25 protein-coding genes and 1 tRNA gene are annotated in these 23,494 nt (G+C 38.1%); 5 read left to right on the forward strand and 21 right to left on the reverse strand.

Annotated features, from left to right (window positions below; all coding sequences use genetic code 11):
- Positions 1-2,148, reverse strand: coding sequence for an ankyrin repeat domain-containing protein (locus HT99x_RS10660; RefSeq protein WP_075064929.1), 2,148 nt, complete (start codon positions 2,146-2,148; stop codon positions 1-3).
- Between the two features lie 583 nt (positions 2,149-2,731).
- On the opposite strand from HT99x_RS10660, the gene HT99x_RS10665 reads away from it, so the two are divergent.
- Complete coding sequence (locus HT99x_RS10665; RefSeq protein WP_075064928.1) at positions 2,732-3,325, forward strand: DJ-1/PfpI/YhbO family deglycase/protease; 594 nt, start codon at positions 2,732-2,734, stop codon at positions 3,323-3,325.
- The gene (locus HT99x_RS10670; RefSeq protein WP_075064927.1) at positions 3,300-4,067 is read left to right on the forward strand and encodes an SDR family oxidoreductase; all 768 of its coding nucleotides are present in this window, start codon (positions 3,300-3,302) and stop codon (positions 4,065-4,067) included. Before HT99x_RS10665 ends, HT99x_RS10670 begins: the two co-directional genes overlap by 26 nt.
- A 4-nt stretch (positions 4,068-4,071) precedes the next feature.
- Here HT99x_RS10670 and HT99x_RS10675 read toward each other — a convergent pair whose 3' ends face one another.
- The 6 genes from HT99x_RS10675 to HT99x_RS10700 all read right to left on the reverse strand — a co-directional run bounded on the left by HT99x_RS10675 (position 4,072) and on the right by HT99x_RS10700 (position 9,705).
- Positions 4,072-4,356, reverse strand: a complete 285-nt coding sequence (locus tag HT99x_RS10675) for a hypothetical protein (protein WP_139016547.1) — start codon at positions 4,354-4,356, stop codon at positions 4,072-4,074.
- Between the two features lie 318 nt (positions 4,357-4,674).
- Positions 4,675-5,649 (reverse strand): cell envelope integrity protein TolA, encoded by a 975-nt coding sequence (locus tag HT99x_RS10680; RefSeq protein WP_075064925.1) that lies wholly within the window; start codon positions 5,647-5,649, stop codon positions 4,675-4,677.
- Positions 5,650-5,755: 106 nt separating this feature from the next.
- Positions 5,756-7,003, reverse strand: coding sequence for a hypothetical protein (locus tag HT99x_RS10685; RefSeq protein WP_075064924.1), 1,248 nt, complete (start codon positions 7,001-7,003; stop codon positions 5,756-5,758).
- A 277-nt stretch (positions 7,004-7,280) separates the two neighbouring features.
- A complete protein-coding gene (locus HT99x_RS10690; protein WP_075064923.1) occupies positions 7,281-7,832 on the reverse strand; it encodes a GNAT family N-acetyltransferase in 552 nt (183 codons plus the stop codon).
- A gap of 255 nt (positions 7,833-8,087) precedes the next feature.
- The gene (locus tag HT99x_RS10695; RefSeq protein WP_075064922.1) at positions 8,088-8,516 is read right to left on the reverse strand and encodes a VOC family protein; all 429 of its coding nucleotides are present in this window, start codon (positions 8,514-8,516) and stop codon (positions 8,088-8,090) included.
- Positions 8,517-8,625: 109 nt separating this feature from the next.
- Positions 8,626-9,705, reverse strand: coding sequence for a PDDEXK nuclease domain-containing protein (locus HT99x_RS10700; protein WP_083482751.1), 1,080 nt, complete (start codon positions 9,703-9,705; stop codon positions 8,626-8,628).
- Between the two features lie 421 nt (positions 9,706-10,126).
- Between HT99x_RS10700 and HT99x_RS10705 the strand changes: the two genes are divergently transcribed.
- Both HT99x_RS10705 and HT99x_RS10710 read left to right on the forward strand, forming a co-directional pair.
- The gene (locus tag HT99x_RS10705) at positions 10,127-10,489 is read left to right on the forward strand and encodes a DUF1622 domain-containing protein (protein WP_075064921.1); all 363 of its coding nucleotides are present in this window, start codon (positions 10,127-10,129) and stop codon (positions 10,487-10,489) included.
- Between the two features lie 59 nt (positions 10,490-10,548).
- The gene (locus HT99x_RS10710) at positions 10,549-10,830 is read left to right on the forward strand and encodes a hypothetical protein (RefSeq protein ID WP_139016546.1); all 282 of its coding nucleotides are present in this window, start codon (positions 10,549-10,551) and stop codon (positions 10,828-10,830) included.
- A 9-nt stretch (positions 10,831-10,839) separates the two neighbouring features.
- Here the strand turns inward: HT99x_RS10710 and HT99x_RS10715 are convergent, their stop codons facing one another.
- The 13 genes from HT99x_RS10715 to HT99x_RS10775 all read right to left on the reverse strand — a co-directional run bounded on the left by HT99x_RS10715 (position 10,840) and on the right by HT99x_RS10775 (position 21,489).
- Positions 10,840-11,646 carry an HD domain-containing phosphohydrolase gene (locus HT99x_RS10715; protein ID WP_075064920.1) on the reverse strand — a complete coding sequence of 269 codons (807 nt, stop codon included), beginning with the start codon at positions 11,644-11,646 and terminating at the stop codon, positions 10,840-10,842.
- Positions 11,610-11,909 (reverse strand): PAS domain-containing protein, encoded by a 300-nt coding sequence (locus tag HT99x_RS10720; protein ID WP_139016545.1) that lies wholly within the window; start codon positions 11,907-11,909, stop codon positions 11,610-11,612. Before HT99x_RS10720 ends, HT99x_RS10715 begins: the two co-directional genes overlap by 37 nt.
- 30 nt (positions 11,910-11,939) lie before the next feature.
- The gene (locus HT99x_RS10725) at positions 11,940-12,104 is read right to left on the reverse strand and encodes a hypothetical protein (protein ID WP_158003340.1); all 165 of its coding nucleotides are present in this window, start codon (positions 12,102-12,104) and stop codon (positions 11,940-11,942) included.
- 239 nt (positions 12,105-12,343) lie between these two features.
- Positions 12,344-12,420 (reverse strand) — tRNA-Pro (locus tag HT99x_RS10730).
- Between the two features lie 71 nt (positions 12,421-12,491).
- On the reverse strand, positions 12,492-12,815 hold the full coding sequence (locus HT99x_RS10735) for an integration host factor subunit alpha (protein WP_075064919.1): 324 nt from the start codon (positions 12,813-12,815) through the stop codon (positions 12,492-12,494).
- 4 nt (positions 12,816-12,819) lie between these two features.
- On the reverse strand, positions 12,820-14,871 hold the full coding sequence (gene pheT / locus HT99x_RS10740; RefSeq protein ID WP_075064918.1) for a phenylalanine--tRNA ligase subunit beta: 2,052 nt from the start codon (positions 14,869-14,871) through the stop codon (positions 12,820-12,822).
- 2 nt (positions 14,872-14,873) lie between these two features.
- Positions 14,874-15,896, reverse strand: coding sequence for a phenylalanine--tRNA ligase subunit alpha (gene pheS, locus HT99x_RS10745; RefSeq protein WP_075064917.1), 1,023 nt, complete (start codon positions 15,894-15,896; stop codon positions 14,874-14,876).
- Positions 15,897-16,010: 114 nt separating this feature from the next.
- Entirely contained in the window at positions 16,011-16,370 is a 360-nt protein-coding gene (gene rplT, locus HT99x_RS10750; RefSeq protein ID WP_075064916.1) for a 50S ribosomal protein L20, read from the reverse strand.
- Positions 16,371-16,383: 13 nt separating this feature from the next.
- Positions 16,384-16,608: a 50S ribosomal protein L35 gene (rpmI, locus tag HT99x_RS10755; RefSeq protein WP_075064915.1), complete on the reverse strand. Its 225-nt coding sequence runs from the start codon at positions 16,606-16,608 to the stop codon at positions 16,384-16,386.
- A gap of 31 nt (positions 16,609-16,639) precedes the next feature.
- Positions 16,640-17,182, reverse strand: coding sequence for a translation initiation factor IF-3 (gene infC / locus HT99x_RS10760; protein ID WP_075064914.1), 543 nt, complete (start codon positions 17,180-17,182; stop codon positions 16,640-16,642).
- 6 nt (positions 17,183-17,188) lie between these two features.
- Positions 17,189-19,096, reverse strand: coding sequence for a threonine--tRNA ligase (thrS, locus tag HT99x_RS10765; protein ID WP_075064913.1), 1,908 nt, complete (start codon positions 19,094-19,096; stop codon positions 17,189-17,191).
- Between the two features lie 82 nt (positions 19,097-19,178).
- On the reverse strand, positions 19,179-20,438 hold the full coding sequence (locus tag HT99x_RS10770; protein WP_075064912.1) for a protein kinase domain-containing protein: 1,260 nt from the start codon (positions 20,436-20,438) through the stop codon (positions 19,179-19,181).
- Positions 20,439-20,517: 79 nt separating this feature from the next.
- Positions 20,518-21,489, reverse strand: coding sequence for an arylamine N-acetyltransferase (locus HT99x_RS10775; RefSeq protein ID WP_075064911.1), 972 nt, complete (start codon positions 21,487-21,489; stop codon positions 20,518-20,520).
- 128 nt (positions 21,490-21,617) lie between these two features.
- Between HT99x_RS10775 and HT99x_RS10780 the strand changes: the two genes are divergently transcribed.
- Positions 21,618-22,538 (forward strand): LysR substrate-binding domain-containing protein, encoded by a 921-nt coding sequence (locus tag HT99x_RS10780; protein WP_075064910.1) that lies wholly within the window; start codon positions 21,618-21,620, stop codon positions 22,536-22,538.
- Here the strand turns inward: HT99x_RS10780 and HT99x_RS10785 are convergent.
- Entirely contained in the window at positions 22,535-23,404 is an 870-nt protein-coding gene (locus tag HT99x_RS10785) for an SDR family oxidoreductase (RefSeq protein ID WP_075064909.1), read from the reverse strand. The genes HT99x_RS10780 and HT99x_RS10785 overlap by 4 nt on opposite strands.
- Positions 23,405-23,494 lie beyond the last annotated feature (90 nt).

Here is a 23,494-nt window from a genome sequence, read left to right on the forward strand (position 1 = left end):
TTATATTTTCTTGGGCCTACTCGTGCTAGGTTGCGGGGCTTGTTCTCGAATTTTTTCCTCAAAAAAGGCTACCTTGGTTTTAATCTCCGATTGCGCAATACTCTGTTCACCTTTGGGTTTTTCTTCAGTTTTTTTGGTGGATTGTTCAAACTGTTGGCTTTGAGCCGCTACAACACCAGGTGGGATACTCCCTAAAAGCATGGGACGACTGCGCGCACTTGAAGAGGAGGAAGCTGAAGCTCCAGTAGAAGGACCAGAGGAAGAGGCAACTGAAGCAGGAGACGATGGCCCCGAAGAGGAGGCATAAGAAGTGCTCGCTGATGAAGATGAACGACTTTTTTTAACAGGCACTCTATCACCCGCCACTCGAGGCAAATTCAATAAGTTTACATTTTCCATTCCATCTCTTCTAATCAGTATTCTTTCTGCCAAAGCCGCTTTTGCTGCGGGGTTGGAAGCGCTATCTATTGGTTTCTCATGATTGTGATTCACAATACTCAGACTGGCTTTATACTGACGAAGCAGTTTAATCATTTCCACTTGATTTAACCGTTGTGCGGTTTCTGTCGTCATGCCCATTTTAACGGCATAATGCATAGCCGTATTGCCTTGATTATCTTGCGCATTGATATCAATTTTTCCGGCACTTAAAATCTCACGCATTGCTTTGATATTCTTTCCTGATGCCGCATAGTGTAACAAATTAAAGCCATTGCGATCGACTACATCCAGATTGCCTTCATGAGAAATAAGATACTTCATCATACTACTATTGCCAAATTTTGCAGCATAATGCAACGGAGTTGCTCCAGATGCATCTGAAACATTAACATCAACATGATGACGTCTCAATGTTTTTACTACCGAATCATTACCTGACAGACACGCAATGTGTAAGGGTGTCCACCCACCATCTGAGACAGGTTGATTGACATCAGCCCCATAGCGAACCAGCAGATCTATCAGATGTCTATCAGTTTCTGCATTAATATCAGTCAATATTCGATTTTTATTAATGAATTCAGCACTTCTTTCTATCGTAATATAATCTCTTAAAAGAAATTCTGCGAATTCAATTTGATTTGACTTAAAGGCATTTTTTAATAACAGTTTAGCAGTTTCTGGATCATACTCTTTAAATTTAAAATTATCATTTAAGACATCAGCAACCATGGGACCATGAAATTTATGTAAATTGATTCGTTTAACCTTGACCTCTAAATTATAAGGAACATACTCGGCTTTCATTGCTGCAAGGCATTCTCTAGCAGAAAGCTCTTTTACATCGGCATCTTTATTATTAGAATCATAATATTTAAATTTCCCATCCTTCGTAATATAAGCGCTCACCGTATGATCGCCTCCAATATGGATAGTAAAATCAATCCACGAATCTGGCCATTGAGCATAAAATTCCATTACTCGAATGACATTTTCATCACGAATCGTTGCAGGATCTCCAACCCCTCTATCTCCATAATAACAAATATCAGAAATGACAATGCCCGGTAACTTAAGCATACTATATTGTTTTTTACGATCGTCTTGACTTAATTTTCTTTTAGCAGGACCTCCATATAATAATTGCAATTTGTTAGGTGAATGTTGAAACCAAACCAAGTCATTGATGAGTTGCTGGAACACCTCATTGCCATTTTGATATTGACCTCGCAGTTCAGCTGGCAATTGTTCAAACTCATATTGCCCCTTCCACTTTGAGATATATTTTCTGAGCGCCTTAAATTCTCGTTCTCGGCCAGTGCTAACGTAGTATGGATAAAGAAATGACCAGCCATTACAATTACCGTTGCTTTCAATAAAACTTGCATTGGGAGCAATATTACATTCATATTTATCAATAATTTTATTAATTAATTTTCTGCTTTGAGAAACCCCAGAGCTCGGTAACATTTTTTCAATACTTGTTGTATTTTTACTACGCAACGCTTTTTCCACGACGTGACCATTTTCATGCCAATAGGCGACAAGCGTTCTGCCCTGCTTTTGTAGAATAATGGTATCAATATCGAAGTTTGCCGGGATGGGCTCATCTGGAGCACAAACATGAACGTGGTTATACATACCCCCGTTTAACTGACAATATCTTTCTAACTGCGTATTGAGATGTCTCTGGGTAATGTCTGCCATAAATATGCTCTATTTTTAAATTCAGAATATCAGTAAGACTTACTAACTCTTGATAAAGTTCTGTGCAAAGGTGCATATAGTGGGAGCGAATGGCAATGTAACTTTATTGAACTTTTTGAATGACAAAATCGTTCAAATTGTTCAATAAAGCACAGCATTGAGCTTGAATAATGGGAGCTGGTGGCGATAGTCATGAAAGTAGTATTTGTATCTACACTAAAAATATTAATGATAGCATAGGCGATACAAATGCTACGATTCTCAAAAGATCTTTTTGAAAAATTGATTTATTAAGTTTAACGTTTCTCTCTAAAGATATTTAACGTACCTACGAACTACAAAATTGTCTATAGATGTCGAGCCCTTAATTTAAACTTTCATAACTCTACAATCTCATTTCAATACATACTGCCACTTGAGCCATTCGTGTGAGATTAAACAGTTTATCTTTGAATTATGCACCCAAAGATGCTATTGCTTATTATGCGCATAATTTCTTACCTACATTTAATATGATTTGAAAATCGTATGAATTATCCAATATCATAAATTTGAGAGTATCTAATCGGATTAAGGAGAGTTTATGGCTAATGAATTAACAGGTTTTAAAATTGCAATGTTAGTGACAGATGGTTTTGAACAATCAGAAATGACTGAACCTAAAAAAGCATTAGAGGCAGCACACGCTAAAGTCGATATCATCTCTCCCAATAAGCAAACGGTAAAAGGATGGCAACATACGCATTGGGGTGATGAATTTAATGTAGATGCTAACCTAGATGCAACTAATGCAAAAAACTATGATGCTTTGGTTTTACCTGGTGGCGTCATGAATCCTGATAAATTACGAATCGAACCTAAAGCCATCGCTTTTATCAAAAATTTTGTCGATGATAAAAAACCCATTGCTGCTATTTGTCATGGTCCTTGGACACTAATTGAAGCAGGTGGGGTAAAAGGTAAAACGGTAACCTCTTGGCCCTCAATCCAAAGCGATTTAAGAAATGCAGGTGCAACATGGGTTGATAAGCAAGTTGTTAGAGATGGTCAATTGGTCACCAGCAGAAAACCTGATGATCTACCCGCATTTAACGAAGAAATGATTAAAATGATTGCTGAATCGAAATCTAATAAAAAATTAGCGAGAAAACATGGAGAGGGTTTCAATGCAAAATAGGGTTGCAATTGTCACAGGAGGGGCACAGGGAATTGGTAAAGCCATTACCAAAGAGTTTTTAATTCAAAAAATGACGGTGATAGTGGTTGATGAAGATAAAACGGCTGGCAAGGAACTTCAAAATGAATATGCAACTCTAGGCTCCATTCTTTTTTACCCCATAGATATCAACAAAGAAAACGAAATTAAAAAACTCAATGCTTATGTAAAAAAGCATTTTGGAAAATTAGATGCACTTGTCAATAATGCAGGTATATTTAAAAAAGAACCGATTGAAAATCTCTCTCTCAAAAAATGGCAACAGATTCTCAATACGAATCTCACTAGTGTTTTTTTAATGAGCAAATATTTTACTCCTCTGCTGAAAAAATCGCACGGCTCTATTATTAACATTGCGTCTACACGTGCTCTCATGTCTGAACCCCATACTGAAGCCTATGCTGCATCTAAAGGAGGAATTGTCGCTTTAACCCATGCCATGGCGATAAGCTTGGGACCTGAAATAAGAGTAAATTGTATTAGCCCGGGTTGGATAGAAACCAGTGAATGGCAAAAATCAAGTCATCGCGAAAAATCTAAGCATTCAAAGGAAGATAAAACTCAACACCCCGTCGGCAGGGTCGGAAATCCAGAAGATATCGCATCGCTTGTGCTTTATTTATCAGAAGAAAAGGCCTCATTTATTACTGGGGCTAATTTTGTAATTGATGGAGGCATGACAAGAAAAATGATTTATGTTTAGCTTGCTAATCAGCGGTTTTCTGGTCCAATCGATACCCCTTTGCGATTAAGCTATATACAGGCATACCAAAAAATAGCACACCAAAACTAATAAATGTTAACCCTAATGAAAAATCATCAGGATAAAACTGACATCCAGCCACAATCAAAAATAAACCAGAAAGCATTCCAGTAATATAAGATTTTTTAATAATTTTATTGGTGCTTTTTATTTGGCTGTCACTATAGTTAATAATTTCGTTAATCTTTTTTGCATACGCAATACAAGCATGCTTATCGCAAGAAAACATATCGTTTTTGCTGCCACATTCACGGCAATTACCTTTATGGCACGCTGGGCAAAGGCCTATCGCTTGTGTGTCGTGGTGGTTGTAACAGTTCATCGCTAAAGCTCCATTATTTCTCCCCAGCTAACCTTTCTATGATATTGCATTCATTTTCACAATTAATAAGTGATAAAATGGTATATATAGTCGATATAATGAAACAATTTTAAGGGTGTACAGGTGAGTAAGAAGATACAGCTCGAACTCAAGCATTTGAAAGAAGTGCACAAATGCCCGGGCACTCACTATGCCGATATTTTGTGCACTTCTTAAGTGGCCATTTTAAAGTATGTTACAGAACGAGCGCCTTGAAGATTTTTCATAGCTCTTACCGATACCAATCTCTTGCTGAGCTTGTAACTTAGCAATTTCTGCTTCTAGTTGGCGTATTTCTTCTTGAGCACGTTGTTCTACTTCTGCTAGAGCTTTTCCTCTGGCTTCTCTAACTTGCAATTCGTTTTTCAAATCCAGAGTTTGTGCTTTATAAGCATGGCAGAGTTCTTTAGTTTTAACAACATTTTCATGAGCAGTAATGCGCTCACGTTCAGCTTGCACTTCACTTTCAATCGCTTGTGTGCTTGTTTCTTTTCGAGTCGCTTCAATTGCTCTTTTCTCGTCAAGGAGTTTCTTGTGTTCTGCTGTCATTCTCATTTTATTAGGCAAGCTAGCCAATCTGAATAACAAACCATCAGGATTATTTTGATAGATATGATAGTTTAACCATGCCATTCGATAACCATCAAAATGCGTTAAACCGCCTCTTCTTAAGCTATCGTTATTCTGTTGTTTCATGAATTCTAAATCTTCTTGGGAAGAACCATCCGCTGTTAAACCGTAAAAAATCCAGTTTAAACGACGAACAGTATCGTATTCAGCAACTTCGACTGCTTTAGCAAAAGCATGACTGCTGTTATATTTGCGAAAATCATTAACTTCACATAAATTTTCATTATCGGCATTACAAAGCTCAAAAACGATTCCTCGTATAATTCCTTCAGCATTTACCGATGAGGCGTGAATCATTCCACCAGTTTTATCCTGATTAAGACTAACAAAAGTTCCATCGGTAAAGTTTGTTGATAAATGGATTGTAAAAAGTTCACTATATTTCGATTTAATGGATTCTAATAATGCCCGAAATGCTTCATTTTCTGCAAACATTTTGTTCAGTTTTTGTTGAACCTTCTCAATGACTTTCGGATCGTCAATTTTATCTGTCACAAATTCTAAATTGGGAAATTCTGCAAGTAATTTCATAGTAACTCCTAGATACATGCTATTATTTTATGTAGAACTTTCTCTACTGGTATAACCGATCACATGGGTAACACCATAGACCGGTCATATCAGTAGCATTGGGGATTTATCTACTTTTATAGCTCAAAGGACTGTGCGCTCTAACATCAATCTGACTCGCCATTCTCTTTTTTCTGGTTTCAAAGGATTCTTCAATAGATTCATCCTCATCACTAACCGGAGCAACCCTACTTCTAAAGCCTGTTGTTGGAGTGCTGGTTGAATCTTGCTCAGAAATGGAATGGTCTTCATCTGACGATGCTGATGCTGATGCTGATGCCGTTAATTCATCTAACCTATCTAATTCAGCTTTGAAGTTAGCTCTGATATTGTATTTATCATTCATATCGACATTAGCTGAATTATTCAACGAATGAAACAAATCAGACAGAATTCGGCATTGAAGATTCAATTCTTGATTGTTTAATTGTTTCAGGTTTACAACATCTATACCATGTTCACGAATTTTGATAGAAAATACGTTTTCGTCTTGATATGAAACAATGAAATCACGATTTGAGCGATTAGTTCTAAACATGGATGCTTGCGAACGGATCTGCACTGTTGAATCATCTCTTCTCAAATCTTGGCTAAGGCTATCTAAATGATCTTTGGCAACGCGACGATATCCCTCTCTTAATTGATAATGACGTCGAGCTTGAACAGCTGACCATTCGTTAATTTTTCTAATGTCTTCAGCTACGGCTACCGCATCACAAGTCGCTTTATTTTCGCCATGAAGCTTTTCAAAACCGTCATTAAAAATACGTTTAACTGATAAGTTTGCCGCATCTTGTTTTTGAATCAGCTCAGATAACTCTTTTAATACAGATGTCAATCTTGCTTGGCTAGAAAATGGCTGTTGACTAGCACCTATTTCACGTGCTGAAGCAGCGCCAATTCTTCTCAGGTAATCTGCAAATGCGGTGCCTTTATATTTTGTATTGAATTTATTAAGTTCATACACATAGTCATTTATTACGCCATTAAGCTCTCTTAATGCCTGCATTAATATTAGCGGATTTCTTTGTTCTTTGTCTTCTTGATTATAAATTGCAAGTGCCGCTTGTGCTGCTGGCGTAATCGTTTGGCTGATAATATTTAATAATCTAAGGCTATCCTGTTTAATTTCGGAAGTGCTAGGTTCATTGTTGATCTTCTCCAAAATGGAGTTGATCGTTTGACCATTTTCTAAATATGCCAACAAAACATCGCGTATCGTTTGCATAGCATCTTGGATTTTCTTATTATCTTTGGTATCAATATGGGTAAAAGTTAAACCACGAAAACTTTTTAAATTGAATTGATTAAGCATTTTTATTCCCCGTTTATGTGTCAATAAGATTTTTTAATATCAAATAAATAATTTGTTTAGTTAGGTTACTAATTCCTGACATCAATAACTATCAGAATATTTCTTATTAAAAGGCAGGTATAAATGTATGTGATTGATTTTTATAGATAAATAATCAATCACACCGTCGTTTTTTAAATGAGCGTGAAGAAGTAGGCGATAAATGGTAGGCTGCTAGGTCATAAAAAGAGGATTACCACGCTTTTTGAGTGACAATTGAAATCTTAATATTGTGATTTCAAAATGATTTTTGCCATTCTGTCGTTAAAATACCTTTAATATTTGAATTCACAAATTTGCCATCCTTTATTTTGTGTTCTCTCAGTATACCCTCTTGAATCATGCCATTTTTTTCCATAACACGTGCACTTCGGATATTACTATCAAAGTGTTCACTATAAATACGGTGAAGTTTTAGATCTTCAAATCCAAATTGAATGATTCTTGCAACCATTTCTGTCCCATAACCTTTACCCCAGTAAGGGATTCCCAACCAATAACCTAAACAGCCATGATTAAAATCTTCTGTAACGACTATCTCAATCGCACCAATCAGCAAATTTGCTTCTTTCAATATAACGGCATATTTATAATCATTTAAGGCAAGTTGAGTTTGATGTGTGCTAATCCATTCTTCAGCCATTCCTTTTTGGTATGGGTATGGAATGCTCAATGTATTATCAACGATTTCCTTTTCTTGTAGTAATTCAAATATTCTTGACGCATCAGACATCTCAAATGCGCGATACAATAATTGGTTAGATTCTAAACTATTTAATGTTTTTTTCATTTCTTTGCTTATCACTATAAAATTGATAGTACTTTTTCTACATAGCTGCGGGCATCTCTTTCAGCTTTGTGCCTCTTTGGTTTCTTTCGGTAATCATGCCAAGTTGATTAACTACTTTTAAATGAGAATACTCTTACTTGTATAGTTTATTTTTATTTAAATAGGAATACTTATAGTGTACCTATTTAAATAAAAATAAAAATAAACTAAAGTCGAAGAACTTGAGGAACAATTTCATTTGTATAGGTATGCCACTTATACAAACCATTCCACCTCTTCCCACTCGCCTAAATGCGCTTTTTTAGCTGCTATCCTTTCTTGATAATTGCCCACATGGATCTCAAGCTTATGTTCATCTGGATCAAGAAAATACAGTGATTCACCAAGAGACGTATTTTCTTTAAATATATGAGCTCCCGAAGCAAGTATTTTGGCAGACATGGCATCAAAATCTGTTTTGGAAACAGTAAAAGCATAATGCGTATAACAAGGATTGGGTTCTCGTTTTTCATCAACATTTAAGCAAAACCAAAAACCGGCTCCCTTAGCTTGATCACCTATTACAAAATAGGCTCCTTTATCCCATTTCACCAAGGGTTGCAAACCAAGGACCGTCGTATAAAAAGTAAAAGAAATATTGATATCAAGAACGGCAAGCGTCACATGGTTCATCCCTTTAATCATCTATCACCTTTTCCCTGTAACTTGGCCTAAGAAATAGTTTATCCAGATTTCAATGCTTCACAAAATGGGTACGATTAAGGAGGTAAATCTTTCATATGTTACTCTTTCTTTATTCATCTTCAGAAATGCTAAGTTCTGCTTCCAGTTCTTCAATGGGAGGTAAATTATCTTTTAATTCTTTTGGTAAAGCTTTGGAAAGAACGAATTCTGATACACCAATAGGTGCATCTATATTTTGAAGCGCATACTCAGCGACAATTTTATCTTTAGATTTACATAGCAATAACCCAATGGTTTTGTGATCGGTTTGATGACGTAGATTGTTATCAATGGCAGCAAGGTAGAACCCCAGTTTACCTGCAAATTCAGGTTCAAAATCAACTACTTTAAGTTCGACTACAATATAACAACGAAGTTTAAGATGATAAAACAACATATCAATAAAATAATTTTTACTATTAATGGTAACTGGTACCTGAGAACCTACAAAAGCAAAGCCCTGCCCTAGTTCAATAAGAAAATCGCGAATATGATGCGTTAACGCGTGTTCTAGCTCTTTTTCATGGGCCTCTTCTCTAACAGATAAAAAATCAAGTTTATAAGGATCTTTGAGCATTTCATGAGCCATATCAGACTGAGGCGGAGCAAGCTTCTTTAGATAATTGCTCGTTTTATGATCTGATCTTCCTTGTCTTTCATAAAGACCTGTTTCAATTTGCATTAAAAGGATGCTGCGTGAAATGCCATTCTGGATAGTATTATTGGTATACCAATCCCTTGTTTCTGGCTCTTTAATTCGTTGCATCAATACGATGATATGCCCCCATGGTAATTGGGAAACAGGCTGTTTCCCAATTTCATCTGGGTATAACTGGGCGAATTGACGCATAAATTTTAGATTTCTAACTGACATACCAGAGCCAGGAAATGCACTCTGCAAATCATGGGATAATTGTTCTAAAAATTTACTCCCCCAAATTGCTTGAGCTTGCTTTTCGATTATCTGCTTACCCAGATGCCAATAGAACTGAATAAGCTCCTGATTGACTGCATGTGCAGCCTTAAGTCGTGCAATTTGATAACGTTTTTTAATGTCAGCCAAAAGGTCTTTATAAACTGAATCCTGGCTAAACTCAGGAAAAGATTGTTTGCCAATACTTATATGGTTTTTATTTTTTAGTTTTTCCATTAAATAACCTTTAAATCATTTAAATATTACGATAACGAAACTCGAAGCTAATACCGCATCTTTTTTTATAAAAATACACTTTAGGTTTATTTTTATAGACATTTTTAAAGTTACTAGCGCACTCCGATTTATTCCAATAACATGATATTTTGCCAAAGTGAAGCTATTCAGAAAAAATTATGTACCTAAATGAAAATAGAGAATGAAATGTCCTTCCAGTAGACTAGCCTAGAAACCATAGAATCCAATTCTTTAAGCTCCTGCTCATTACTTGGTTGATTATTTAGAGCTACACGGGAAGGACACTATCATCCTCTGCCTAGCCACACAGAAACTCCTGCTTGAGTAGCGGTAAGAGCCCCTAATGGATAAGCAGCCTCTGCCGATAACCTGATATAAAGTGAGTGTGCAAGAGTAAAAAATGGATTTTCATCAAATTTTGGTTTTTATCCAGCATGGCATTTCCTTGGCAGGTATTGTCATTATCTTTATTGGCGTGCTAATAGCTCTTGCACAATATTTTTACCACCTTTTCGTTAGTAAGTTCATTCAAGAAAATGATTATGTGAATGGCATTCGTTTACGTTTAGGGCGAGTATTAACGTTAGGATTAGAATTTATCGTTGCTTCGGATTTAATTGGAACCATGACGACGCCTGATTATTATTCTGTCGGTATTCTGGTCATTATTGTTATTATCCGGACAGTGCTGAGTTATACCTTAAATCGCGAGATTGAAAATCTAACTAAAGATAATCAATCTAAATTAAAGCCAAGCGTGTAAAGATAAATGTTTTTTTAATCATCATTGCAGCGTTTGGTGCATCATATTATGTTGTCGATATGGAAAAACGAAGGGTTACTTATTTTAATGCAGATGAAACGCAATTTCATATTGAAAATGTGCCTTATTGGGAAGATAACCTGAGAGGCATTTACCTCACGTTACGGTCCATTCACTACATGAATGTTCCCTTACGCGGGGCTATTTTACTGTGCGGCTATGCCGCTAAGAAATTAATTCAACAATTCCATGCCTACATTACTTCATCAAAATATTTTATAAGGAAATTCATCGTCAGCTTAGGATTTAAGATGTCTTCTCTAACAAACTCAACTTTATAACCACGCTTCTTATTCTCTACTTAGCGATTCTTCAATTACTATTTGAGAAAGTGGTTTGTTATATTCGATAAATTGATAACCCTCATTAAATACTTGAATGCATGTATCTACAATTTTGGTATCAAGTTTAGTTCCTTGCCACATGCGAATCTGATCTAAAGCTACATCAATTCCTCTACTTGCTCGATAAGGTCGGTGTGAAGCCATGGCTTCTACAATATCAGCAACTGTTAAAATTTTTGCCTCTATACAGATTTCATTTTCTTTTAAACCTCTTGGATATCCTGATCCATCTATAAACTCATGATGTTGATAAACAATTTCAGCTACGTTTCCAGGAAAATCTATAATCTTTAAAATTTGATATCCTGACTCTACATGCTCTCTTATGATCTCGTATTCAGCAGGAGTCAAGCGTGTTGGTTTAGTAAGAATAGCGGACGGAACATGATTTTTTCCAATGTCATGTAATAGAGATGCAGAACGTAACCAATGAACCTGTTGTTCATCTAATCCACAAGTCTTTGCAATTGTTTTGGCTAAATCACATACTCGACGTTGATGACCTGCAGTGTAAGGATCACGATACTCCTCTAAGGTAGCAAGCGCGTCAATAGTTTTTTCTAAGGAAGAATTTAATTTTTTTAAATTCTTCTCATTTAAAATATGATCGGTCAAATTATGAGTAAGACCAATAATTTTATAAACTTCATTTTTGCCATTTAGCAAAGGTATTAATGTCACATTAAAATATTCTTCTTTATTTACAAAACGAATTTTTATTTGAAAATTATCAGTTTTTTTTCTTCTAAACATTTTGCCAAGCCCTGCGTAAGCAAATCATGTAATCGTTCGGGAAAAATTTCATGAATAGTTTTACCAATTGCGTCCTTCTCATTAATGCCGGTTTGTTTCACGCATATTTTATTCCACCATGATATTTGACAAACTTTACTAGGAGTGACATCAAATATAAAGATCGCATCATAAGTATTTTCGATAATCGCCAAAAAAATCGCATTAACTTCAATTAATTTAGAATGTTCCATATTTTTATCGCATTTTTTATTATCATACATAATTAATTGTTACAATGCCCAAACTGATAGTCAAGCCAATGCTGTTTTAAAGAGATGATTTTTTTCAGTAATTTTCTCATTGGAAAATGGTCCACCTAGATACTGACGAGCTAATAAATCACGCCATAGTTCGCTCAATATCAACCAATCATTTTCAGAGGGAGGGATGAGTGTAAGGCGTTTTGTCTGAATCATTTTGCACCCAAGTTTATCTCTTTCGTTTTCGGACAAAATTATTCAACAAAATGTTTAATTTAGTGTGATGATCTAAAAGAGCCCGTCTTCGCTAAAAGCTTCGGCGCGCATAAGATTTTGTAACGCTTGAATGAATATAAGCTAAGAGAGTGTGCTTATCTGGAAGAGCCCGCCTTCGCTAAAAGCTTCGGCGCGCATAAGATTTTGTAACGCTTGCGTTGCAAGCTAACAAAATCTAATGGTCGGGGCGAGAGGATTTGAACCTCCGACCACATGCACCCCATACATGTGCGCTACCAGGCTGCGCTACGCCCCGAAAAGAGGTGCCATTCTACAAAAATGGCCGTCAAAAAGAAACAGTTATACTCTCTTCCATTTCGAATTACTTTAGCCTTCATAGTCAGTATCTTGGCTTTCTGGTGAACCTTCAAAGCGTTCAACACGTGCTTTGAGCTTTTGACCAGGCTTAAAAGTTACCACGCGGCGCGCACTAATTGGGATATCTTGTCCCGTTTTAGGATTGCGGCCAGGGCGTTCACTTTTGTCCCGCAAATCAAAATTACCAAAGCCTGAAATTTTAACCGATTCTCCGCGTTCTAAGGCTTGTCTTACCTCTTCAAAAAGAAGCTCGACCATATCCTTGGCATCTCGCTTGTTCATGCCTAACGCGTCAGCAAGCGATTCAGATATTTCTGCTTTAGTTAAAGCCATAAGATCAATCCCTAAGTTTGGCACTAAATTCCTTTTCTAATCCGTTAACGATAGACAGGATAATTTCGTCAACTTCTTGATCTACTAGAGTGCGTGAAGGATGTTGTAAAATCAATCCGATCGCGATACTTTTTCTTCCAGAATCAATGCCTTTACCAGCGTAAACGTCAAAGATGGATATCTCCCTCAAAACAGAGTCAGCTGATTTTCTGACGTAATTGATTAAATCAGCGCCCAAAATCTTTTCATCCACAATGACAGCGATGTCTCGTCGAATTTCTGGAAATTTAGAAGGACGTTCAAAATGAAGCATCGGTGCCAGGCTAATAGCTTTTTGTTCCATCTCAAATAAATATACCGGATGGTCTATCCCCAATTCTTTTTGAATGCGGGGATGCAAGCGGCCTACCGTACCAATCACTTGATTACCCGTCTGTATTGCCGCACATTGACCTGGATGACAAGCACTATGCTCGGTTGCGACAAATGTCAGCTTGTCTTTATGTCCCAGCCAGTGCCATAGATGCTCAATCGGTAATTTGGCATCAAAAAAATCCGCAATCCGAGGTTTGCCATCCCAGTTTTCTTGTGTGACCGTCCCGCTGATTAAACCACCTACCCAATTTTTTTGTTCCAGCTTATCTTTGTGCTGGTGGAAACACATCCCAACTTCAAATATCTTGAGGCGTGTTTGTTGGCGATTTTGATTATAAATCAACGTACTGAGTAGTCCCGGCCATAAACTCACCCGCATCACCCCCATATCCGCTGAAATAGGGTTTAATAGCGGTAAGGCAGATTGTTGCGGGAAAAGTTGTTTTTGCAAATTATCATCAACAAAACTATAGGTAATGACTTCTTGATAACCTAAATCCACTAAAGCCCTTTTTATCCGGCTAACAGGAACTTGCGACTGAGGAGTCTTAATAAATTCAAGATGTGCTAAAGGCGCATGCGTTGGCACATTATTGTAGCCAATGATACGCACCACTTCTTCAACTAAATCAATTTCACCGTTTAAATCATAACGATAAGAAGGCGGTAAAACTTCCCACTGCTTATCTTCTGCCTTATGAGTACCCTCTATCACTTTGCAGCCCATGCGGTGCAAAATTTCTTTGACATTTTCAGGTGCTAAACTTTCACCTAACATTTTTTGCACTCTGGAATGATGTAATACAATTTTTGCCTGTTTAGGTAAAAATTCCGGTTTTTGTACCTCAGTGATAGGGCCTGCATTGCCGCCACAAATTTCTAGAATTAAGTGGGTTGCACGTTCTATCGCTTGCGTCTGTAACTGTGGATCAACACCGCGCTCAAAACGAAATGATGAATCGGTATGTAAGCCATAACGGCGTGCTTTACCGGCAATAAGTTCAGCACTAAATAATGCGCTTTCTAAAAAGAGATTAACGGTTGATTCACTCACCGCACTCTCAAAGCCACCCATAATACCTGCCATGGCATGGGCCGCTTTTTGATCCGCAATGACGAGTGTATCTGGTTGTAAAATAACTTTTTGTTGATCAAGTAGTTTAATCGTTTCATTCTTTTTCGCTAACCGAACTTCAATGGTTCCTGAAAGCTTGTCAGCATCAAAAGCATGCATCGGCTGACCTAATTCCAGCATCACAAAATTCAAAATATCGACAACAGGATGCAATGAACCAATATCACTTGCTGCTAAGTGTTCTACTAACCAAGCAGGTGTTACAGCATCTTGTCGAATATCACGAACTAAACGCCCTACATACCGTGGACATTCAGCTTGGGCTTGGATCTCCACCTCAAAGGTTTTTTCGATGCTTGGTTTGATTGTAGGAATTTTATGAGCAGTCACATTTAATTTATTTAAAGCAGCAACTTCTCTGGCAATGCCTAAAATACTAAGACAATCGCCTCGATTAGGGGTTAAATCCACTTCAATTAAAGTGTCTTGCGCTGTTTTCTCAACGCTATCAACTTCTAAACCCGCCATGGTTAACTGTTCTGATAGCTGCTCGGTAGTTAACGACGGATTTACCCATTCCCGCAACCATTTTTCACTGAATTTCACGATTAGACACCATTAAATTGTTTAAGGACTTTTATGTCGTTTTCAAAGAAAAGTCGTAAATCATCAACGTTGTAACGCAACATCGCTACCCGTTCAACGCCCATACCAAAGGCAAAGCCCGAATATTTTTCGGGATCAATTCCACCATATTCCAAAACACGTGGATGCACCATGCCACAACCTAAGATTTCTAACCATCCGGTTTGTTTACAAATCCGACACCCCTGCCCTTGGCATTTAACACAAGCCATATCGACTTCGGCTGAGGGTTCTGTAAAAGGGAAATAAGAAGCTCGAAACCGCGTTTTAACTTTGGTTTCAAAGAATGCAGATAAAAAGTCAGATAAAATACCTTTTAAATCGGCAAACGAAATATTTTCATCGACCATTAAACCTTCGATTTGATGGAACATGGGTGTATGAGTGACATCAGAATCACAGCGATACACTCTCCCCGGTGCAATAATTTTTAAAGGGGGTTTTTGATTTTCCATCACCCGAATTTGTACGGGCGAAGTATGTGTGCGCAACAAGGTTTTATTCGCAAAATAAAAGGTATCGTGCATTGCACGTGCCGGGTGATGAGAGGGAATATTTAAAGCTTCAAAATTGTAATATTCTGTTTCAACTTCAGGGCCTTCATGGACACTAAAACCCAGTTGTGAGAATAAATTCGTAATACGTTCCATCACAATCGTAATAGGATGCAACCCACCAACCTCAATCCCGCGTGCACTGAGAGTCACATCGACTCTTTCTTTGGCGAGCTGTTCGTGTATTGCTTTATCTTCTAAGGTAATTCTACGTGTTGTAATGGCTTCTTGAATCGCATCTTTGGCATCATTTACGCGTTTGCCAAATTCTCGTCGTTGTTCTTCAGGTATGTCTTTTAAGGATTTTAATTGTTGGGTGATTTCGCCTTTTTTACCAAGATAATCTACCCGAATTTTTTCTAGCGCCGCAATGTCAGGGGCATTTTCAATTGCATCTTTGGCAGTTGCTACCAGTGTGGCCAGTTCTTCCATATTTCACCCATACAGCAAGGGCGGCCCCAAAGGTCCGCCCCTACAAAAAAACATTCGTTAGGTAAGGGACGGCCTGTGCGTGCCTTGCGAAGGCATGCCGTCCCATTAAGGCAATTAAGCTGCTAAAGCCTTTTTAGCTCGCTCTGCAATTGCTGCAAACGCTGGCATATCAAATACCGCGAGTTCAGCAAGCATTTTACGATCGACTTCGATTTCCGCTTTTGCTAAACCTGCAATTAAACGGCTATAGGAGATACCGCATTCACGCGCACCCGCATTGATACGTACAATCCATAATGAACGGAATTGACGTTTTCTTTGCTTTCTATCGCGATAAGCATATTGCCCTGCGCGTTGTACCGCTTGTTTTGCTGTTTTATAGGCTCTAGAACGTGCACCATAATAGCCACGTGCCGCTTTAAGGACTTTTTTATGACGTTTTTTTGAGGTAACGCCGCGTTTTACTCTTGCCATGACTTATAACTTCCTATTCGATGCAGAACATACGATAAATGGATTTCACATCACACTCTTTCAGTACACCATTGGCTTTTGCATGACGCATTTGCTTGGTGGTGCGCTTGGTATTGATGTGGTTTCTGTTTGCACGGCGAAAACGCACTTTACCATTGGCAGAGATTTTAAAGCGCTTCATAGCGCCACGGTTGGTTTTTAATTTAACCTTACCTTTTTTAGTCGATTTAGTAGGCATTACTTACTCCGCATTCTTTATGTTTTTAATGTTACTTTTTAGGAGAAATAATCATTACCATTTGCTTACCTTCAAGTTTAGGTTCTTGATCAATTACCCCAAACCCGACGATATCTATTTTAATTCGTTCTAAAAGGCGGCTACCCAACTCTTTATGAGTGATTTCACGACCTTTGAATCGAATGGTAACTTTTACTTTGTCTCCCTCTTCTAGGAAGGAAATAAGGTTGCGTAGCTTTACCTTATAATCCCCTTCGTCCGTCACTGGACGTAATTTTATTTCTTTAATTTTTTGGATTTTTTGCTTTTTCTTGGTTTTCTTTTCATCAAACAAGAATTTGCCAAAATCCATAATCCGCACAACTGGGGGTTCTGCATTTGGAGAGACTTCTACCAAATCGAGTCCCAGGAGCTCAGCTTTACGTTGCGCTTCTCGCTTTGTCATGATACCGACATGATTACCAGGTCCTAACGTAGTTAGAGTATTCTCTGGATCGACAAGTCTAACATTCAATGCGGTAATAGCATCATTAACGCGTATGCGCGGTTTTTTCGTTGTATTAATGGTCGTTATCCCCCTTTATTGTTTCCTTTCACACTCAGTAGTGAGTTTATTTACAAACTCATCTATTGTCATACTACCCAAATCCGCCCCTTCTCGGGTTCTTACCGATAAAGTTTGTTGATCAACTTCTTTATCGCCCACAACAAGCAGATACGGAATACGCTGTAGAGTGTGCTCGCGGATTTTAAACCCTATTTTCTCGTTTCTCAAGTCAGTAACAGCCCTAATTGCATTCGATCGTAAGATTTCTTCAATTTTTGCAACATATTCTGCCTGTCTATCGGTAATATTCAGGATTGCAACTTGGATTGGCGCTAACCAAAGTGGGAAATTACCAGCAAATTCTTCAATCAAGATACCAATGAAACGCTCAAGTGATCCCAGGATAGCACGATGGAGTATGACGGGAACCTGTTTGCTGCCATCTTCAGCAATAAAATGGGCATTTAGACGGTTAGGCATTGAAAAATCGACTTGGACCGTACCACATTGCCAAACACGACCAATACAATCCTTTAAGGAAAATTCAATTTTAGGCCCATAAAAAGCACCTTCACCTGGATGCAGCTCCCAGTTTAGCCCCTTATTATTTAAAGCAATTTCCAGCGCTTTCTCCGCTTTATCCCAGATTTCATCTGAGCCAACCCGATGTTCAGGCCTGGTCGATAACTTAATGAGGATTTCTTTAAAGCCAAAATCGGCATAAACTTGATAAAGTAAATCAATGAACTTAGAAACTTCTGATTGGATCTGATCTTCAGTACAAAAAATATGCGCATCATCTTGTACAAAGTTTCTAACTCGCATCATGCCATGTAAGGCACCCGAGGGCTCATTGCGATGGCAAGAACCAAACTCTGCTAAACGAATGGGTAATTCGCGATAACTACGCAATCCATGATTATAGATCTGAACATGGCAGGGGCAGTTCATCGGTTTCACCGCGAAAACACGCTCATCATCTGTCACCGTAAACATGTTTTGTCCAAACATTTCCCAGTGACCTGAACGTTCCCATAAACTTCTATCAACCATTTGTGGGGTATTCACTTCTTGATAACCATGGTTGACTAATAAGTGGCGAATATATTGCACGATTTGCTGATAAATCACCCAACCTTTAGGATGCCAAAAAATCATGCCAGGGGCTTCATCTTGCATATGAAGCAAATCAAATCTTTTCGCTAATTTACGATGATCACGTTTTTCGGCTTCTTCGATGCGAACCAGATATTCTTCTAATGCCTTTTTATTCTGCCATGCTGTGCCATAAATTCGTTGCAACATCTCATTCTTGGCATCACCACGCCAATAAGCGCCAGCAACTTTAAGCAGCTTAAATGCTTTAATTTTACCCGTGCTAGGGGTGTGTGGACCACGGCATAAATCAATAAAGTCCCCTTGTTGATAAAAAGTCAGGGGCTCCCCTTCAGGGATCGCTTTTATGATTTCAACCTTATAGTGCTCACCCATCTTATTGAATTTTTCAATAGCATCACTTCGAGAAATTAAATGACGACTCACGGTTAAATCTTGTTTAGCTAATTCAGCCATCTTCTCTTCAAAGCGGGTTAAATCTTCCGTGGTGAAGGGGCGTGAAAAGGCAAAGTCATAATAAAAACCATCTTCAATGACAGGACCAATGGTAACTTGTGCTTCTGGATAAATAGATTGCACTGCATGAGCTAATAAATGAGCGCAAGAATGGCGAATGATTTCCAACCCTTCTGCATCTTTATCAGTCAAAATAACGAGTTGGCTATCTTTCTCGATCAAATAGGACGTATCGACTAATTTACCATCCACCTTGCCGGCCAATGCGGCATTGGCTAAGCCCTTTCCGATACTTTCTGCAACCTGCTGCACGGTAACCGGATGATCAAATTGCTTTTGACTACCATCTGGCAAAACTACGGTTGGCATGACGTCCCCTTATCTCCCACAAAATGAATAAGAATACGAGAAAATGAGCCTATTGACAAAGCGCAAAATAGTCAATTAACTATCACATCTGTTTCTTGCGCATCATTCTAGGACTGGCTGAATCACATTTGCGTTCAACTCTTTGCTTCGTAACACAAGGATGCTGATAAGTAAGAACCGTTGCTGTCGCCACATTCTCCACCTTTTGAACCACGCTTTCTTGTAGTATTATTTTTTGAATACGCACACTCAGTTCAATTTCTGCAATGCCAGATAATAAATCCTGATTAATAGTTGGATCACTCTTAAGCTGTTCGCACAGATATAAAATCAAATCATCAGTGTCCTTTCTTATTCGAACATCAAACGCTAATATGTCTTTGAGAATTTCATGGAGCTTGGGATCGATCACAAGCTGATATCTCTCTAGCCAAGACATGACATCAAAGCATTTGCCCTCTTGAATAGCATCAATTGAATCATCTTGATAAAGATCATAAAGATCATCAACTGCTTGATCGGTGATATCTAATTGAAACAAACACATTACCGCTAAAGCATAAGTATCCGATAATTTCGAATAATAATTTTTTAATAAGATTTCAGGGCTCACAAACCCCGGTGTTCCTTGAGGCTTTACACCAATAACCCCTTGGCTATTAGAGGGCATATTTTTGGCAAAATCGGTATCAAGGAGTTTAATAATGACTTTATCATTCTCAATAGTGGCCGCTAAATTTTCTGCTTTTAGATCACAATGCAAGGCGCCATCTTGATGAAGTTCTCGTACTCTTAAGCACGATTTTAATGCTAAAAGATACCGTGTTTTTAAAGGAAACCTTTCATTCTCAATGAGATCAAAAATAGTATCGCCACGCCATTGCATGACAGTATAACGTTTTTGGTATCCGGCTAATACTTTAGGAACAGATGATTGAAACGGTACACCCTGTTTACTGCCCACCGTAATCGTCATCAGATTTCCAGTTCTAAGGCCTTGGCTAATAATCAAACCATCTTTGCGTGCAATTTGGTAATCGTCGGCATTTTCATTTTTGAGAGGACCAAATTCAATTTTAAGTGCCACAACCTCGCCAGCTCTTGTCTGGCCCTTTTTAACAATGGCATTACTTCCTAATGCAGGCTCGGTATCTCGTCGATTAGAAATGGCATAAATGATTTCATCGATAATCACGAAAGAATGATGTCTTGCCGTTAAATGAGGAATTTTATTACCCGTTTGGGGATTGCGTATCGCTTTTTCGAATTTAGTGCCGCTTGGCTTACCGGTGAGAAATGCTTCAGCTTGTTGCCAATCTTGCTCGGTTAATTTAAATACCATCTCGTTCCCTTAGCGATTAAGTTTTGTCACTCATTTTGCCATCCTTGCGCCATAAGTGACAAGCTTTTTAAGTAGCTATTTAGCTATGTAATTTTGCTGAAATATCTAACGCCGATTTGGCGATAAATCTTTGTTGATAACGCTCTGCAATTTTTTCTTCTATTGGTTGTGCACACTGTTTTTCATAAAGTGGCAGTAATCCCTCTACTCGACGTGGCGCTAAGCGAATACCAAAATGCTCGACCAAAAGTTTGCAATACTCCTTTGCATCCACATCTTTTGAACTCTTCACGACGTTTTCTTTTCCATTAACTATTTCAATTTGCTTGAACGTATTTTCAACCAACATCACTCTGCCATTTCTAAGAGGCTTCGTGCAAAACAACGTTTTAACAAAAAATGACTCAGAATTTGTTGATGTATATAAATTATTGACCTCATAATCGCTTTCTTCATAAGTGATTTGATGATTGAAAGCATATAATCTTTCAAATTTTCCTCGGGTTAATTTCTGCAATTCATATTCGTTATCCTCATCAAGCACCAATCGATAAGTATGGCCACCTTGGGTTTGTTCCTGATTAACAATCATTTTTAAAGGCGCTATTTGACCTGGGCCACCAAACCCAACATCCCCCAAGAAAAGCTCACCTTTTATATCAATCGTTAACAGTCGATGTGCTGGCGCTCGCTTGGGTCCTTCAAATCCCCATAACACGCTGGCTTTATGCGCATAGACTGTAAAACCAATAGTCGACAATGCTGCTGCAAACAACTTATTCATTTCATAACAATAGCCACCTCGATTATTCTCAACAATCTTCTTGAACACATTAGCCATCGAGATATCCAGCGGTTTTGAGGTGTCGTGGGTCAGATCTAAGTGTAAGCTTAAATCTTCGAACGGCACATTTAATGTATGTGCTTCATGTAACAGGGTCAACGTTGCATAATCAGGTTGTAAAGCTTGCTCTGGGTCTAAACCAATTCTTGCTAAATACGCTTTTAATTGTAAGGGCGTTAATTTTTCAACATTTGTTATCGTAGGCATCTCATTTCTCCAAAACGGTTATTTGCATCAATTTTTTTAAATAGCTTAATATTAAGTTTTGCTAGTGTAATTCGTAAAACTGTGTTAAGAAATCAAAATGATCTGTATAGATGGTTCAAATTATTTGAATGAGAAAAATTACCCTAGAAGCCCTGCAAGTCTTAGAGGCGATTAACCGCTGTGGTACTTTTGCCCTTGCTGCGAAGGAATTACATAAAGTCCCTTCTGCGCTTACCTACACGGTTAATAATCTTGAACAACAGTTGAATGCCACTCTATTTGATAGGAGCGGTCACCGTGCCAAGCTAACGGCAATTGGGGAACTTCTATTAAAAGAAGGACAAAAATTACTCATTAGCGCTGAGCAATTAGAAAAGCGTATTGAGTTGCAACAAAAAGGCTATGAAGAGCAATTACTGATTGCCTACGATCAACTCATCCCCTTTCATAATCTGATTTTCTTGATCGAAGATTTTTATCAAGCTTGTCCGGAAATTGGACTCAAAGTAACAGGGGAAGTACTCGGAGGTTGTTGGGATGCCCTGCTCTCTCACCGCGCAACCCTTGCTATTGGCGTAACAGGTGAAACCCCCTTACGAGATGATATTGCCATGTTACCGTTGGGGCCTATTGAATTTGCCTTTCTAGTTGGCAAGCATCATCCCTTAGCTAATCATCAGCAAACACTAACTAATAACGAGATTTCAACTTATCGCAGTATCGCAGTTGCAGATTCTACTCGAGGATTAACAACACGATCTTCAGGCATCTTGCCAGGACAAAGCATTTTAACAGTCAATACCATGCAAGAAAAAATTGATGCGATGATAGCAGGCCTTGGCATTGGTTATTTGCCTTTGACGCAAGCAAAACCCTATATTAAATCAGGTGAACTTATCGAAAAAAATGTACAACGCTTGAAAACCAAAGGAATCGTATCACTCGCATGGCGCCCTTCACTTATTGGCAAAGCAGGTCTTTGGTTTATCGAGCAATTATCTAATAAAACCATAGCCAATCGAATTTTAAAAATGAGTAATTTTGATTAACCATTAATAATTTCCCCACCATTGGGGTGTAATACTTGCCCTGACATATAGGAAGAATCGCTAGATGCTAAGAAAACATAGCATGGCGCAACTTCCTTCGGCTCACCTGCTCGTTTCATTGGTGAATCTGAGCCAAATTGCGCAACTTCCTCTGCTTTAAAAGTCGCAGGAATTAAAGGCGTCCATATTGGCCCAGGCGCTACAGCATTTACCCTGATCCCTTGTTTAATTAAATTATTTGCCAATGATCGAGTCAAGCTAACAATCGCCCCTTTCGTTGCAGAGTAGTCAATTAAATGTGCACTCCCGCGATAGGCGGTTACCGAAGTTGTGTTAATAATGCACGAACCTTCTTTTAAATAGGGTAAAGCATATTTAATCATATAGAAACAGGCAAAAATATTCGTGCGAAATGTTATTTCTAAATGCTCAAAAGTGATGTTTTCAAATTTATCTTCAGGATACTGCCTAGCTGCATTATTCACTAAAATATCAAGTTTTTTAAATTTCTTTATGGTTTCTTTGACAATTTTCTGGCAAAATTTGGGTTCACTAATATCTCCTGCTAAAGTAAGACAATATTGGCCTGTTGATTCCACCATTTTCTTGGTTTCTTTAGCATCTTTATCTTCATCAAAATAGCTTATAACCACATTGGCACCCTCTAAAGCATAGTGCATTGCAATTGCTCGACCAATGCCACTATCACCTCCGGTAATAATGGCTACTTTTCCTTGTAATTTTTCACTGGGTTGATAATGGTGATCGACATATTCTGGTTTAGGCACCATTTTAGATTCAATACCAGGCTGAGGTCTTTGCTGTTGCTTGGGCCTTACATTCTTTTTGGGATTTTTAATAGGCATCAGATCCTCCCAAACAAACTGAACAACTGTTATTTAACTTTGACCGATTTTCTTAAGAAGAACAGCACACCGCCGAGTACAAAACTGATA

Origin of the sequence: Candidatus Berkiella aquae (assembly GCF_001431295.2) — a bacterium.
Taxonomy (GTDB): domain Bacteria; phylum Pseudomonadota; class Gammaproteobacteria; order Berkiellales; family Berkiellaceae; genus Berkiella; species Berkiella aquae.

Excerpts from the sequence above, each read along its gene's own strand:
- pheS (WP_075064917.1), bottom strand. The coding sequence starts at position 15,896 with ATGGAAGAACTGGCCACACTGGTAGCAACTGCCAAAGATGCAATTGAA.
- HT99x_RS10725 (WP_158003340.1), bottom strand. The coding sequence starts at position 12,104 with ATGATTCAGACAAAACGCCTTACACTCATCCCTCCCTCTGAAAATGAT.
- HT99x_RS10770 (WP_075064912.1), bottom strand. The coding sequence starts at position 20,438 with ATGGTATTTAAATTAACCGAGCAAGATTGGCAACAAGCTGAAGCATTT.
- HT99x_RS10695 (WP_075064922.1), bottom strand. The coding sequence starts at position 8,516 with ATGATTAAAGGGATGAACCATGTGACGCTTGCCGTTCTTGATATCAAT.
- HT99x_RS10720 (WP_139016545.1), bottom strand. The coding sequence starts at position 11,909 with ATGTATGATAATAAAAAATGCGATAAAAATATGGAACATTCTAAATTA.
- rpmI (WP_075064915.1), bottom strand. The coding sequence starts at position 16,608 with ATGCCTACTAAATCGACTAAAAAAGGTAAGGTTAAATTAAAAACCAAC.
- HT99x_RS10665 (WP_075064928.1), top strand. The coding sequence starts at position 2,732 with ATGGCTAATGAATTAACAGGTTTTAAAATTGCAATGTTAGTGACAGAT.
- rplT (WP_075064916.1), bottom strand. The coding sequence starts at position 16,370 with ATGGCAAGAGTAAAACGCGGCGTTACCTCAAAAAAACGTCATAAAAAA.
- HT99x_RS10775 (WP_075064911.1), bottom strand. The coding sequence starts at position 21,489 with ATGCCTACGATAACAAATGTTGAAAAATTAACGCCCTTACAATTAAAA.
- HT99x_RS10670 (WP_075064927.1), top strand. The coding sequence starts at position 3,300 with ATGGAGAGGGTTTCAATGCAAAATAGGGTTGCAATTGTCACAGGAGGG.
- HT99x_RS10680 (WP_075064925.1), bottom strand. The coding sequence starts at position 5,649 with ATGAAATTACTTGCAGAATTTCCCAATTTAGAATTTGTGACAGATAAA.
- HT99x_RS10735 (WP_075064919.1), bottom strand. The coding sequence starts at position 12,815 with ATGGCTTTAACTAAAGCAGAAATATCTGAATCGCTTGCTGACGCGTTA.
- HT99x_RS10710 (WP_139016546.1), top strand. The coding sequence starts at position 10,549 with ATGGAAAAACGAAGGGTTACTTATTTTAATGCAGATGAAACGCAATTT.
- HT99x_RS10715 (WP_075064920.1), bottom strand. The coding sequence starts at position 11,646 with ATGTTTAGAAGAAAAAAAACTGATAATTTTCAAATAAAAATTCGTTTT.
- HT99x_RS10705 (WP_075064921.1), top strand. The coding sequence starts at position 10,127 with ATGGATTTTCATCAAATTTTGGTTTTTATCCAGCATGGCATTTCCTTG.
- HT99x_RS10780 (WP_075064910.1), top strand. The coding sequence starts at position 21,618 with ATGAGAAAAATTACCCTAGAAGCCCTGCAAGTCTTAGAGGCGATTAAC.
- HT99x_RS10785 (WP_075064909.1), bottom strand. The coding sequence starts at position 23,404 with ATGCCTATTAAAAATCCCAAAAAGAATGTAAGGCCCAAGCAACAGCAA.
- HT99x_RS10675 (WP_139016547.1), bottom strand. The coding sequence starts at position 4,356 with ATGTTTTCTTGCGATAAGCATGCTTGTATTGCGTATGCAAAAAAGATT.
- HT99x_RS10690 (WP_075064923.1), bottom strand. The coding sequence starts at position 7,832 with ATGAAAAAAACATTAAATAGTTTAGAATCTAACCAATTATTGTATCGC.
- thrS (WP_075064913.1), bottom strand. The coding sequence starts at position 19,096 with ATGCCAACCGTAGTTTTGCCAGATGGTAGTCAAAAGCAATTTGATCAT.
- HT99x_RS10685 (WP_075064924.1), bottom strand. The coding sequence starts at position 7,003 with ATGCTTAATCAATTCAATTTAAAAAGTTTTCGTGGTTTAACTTTTACC.
- HT99x_RS10700 (WP_083482751.1), bottom strand. The coding sequence starts at position 9,705 with ATGGAAAAACTAAAAAATAAAAACCATATAAGTATTGGCAAACAATCT.
- HT99x_RS10660 (WP_075064929.1), bottom strand. The coding sequence starts at position 2,148 with ATGGCAGACATTACCCAGAGACATCTCAATACGCAGTTAGAAAGATAT.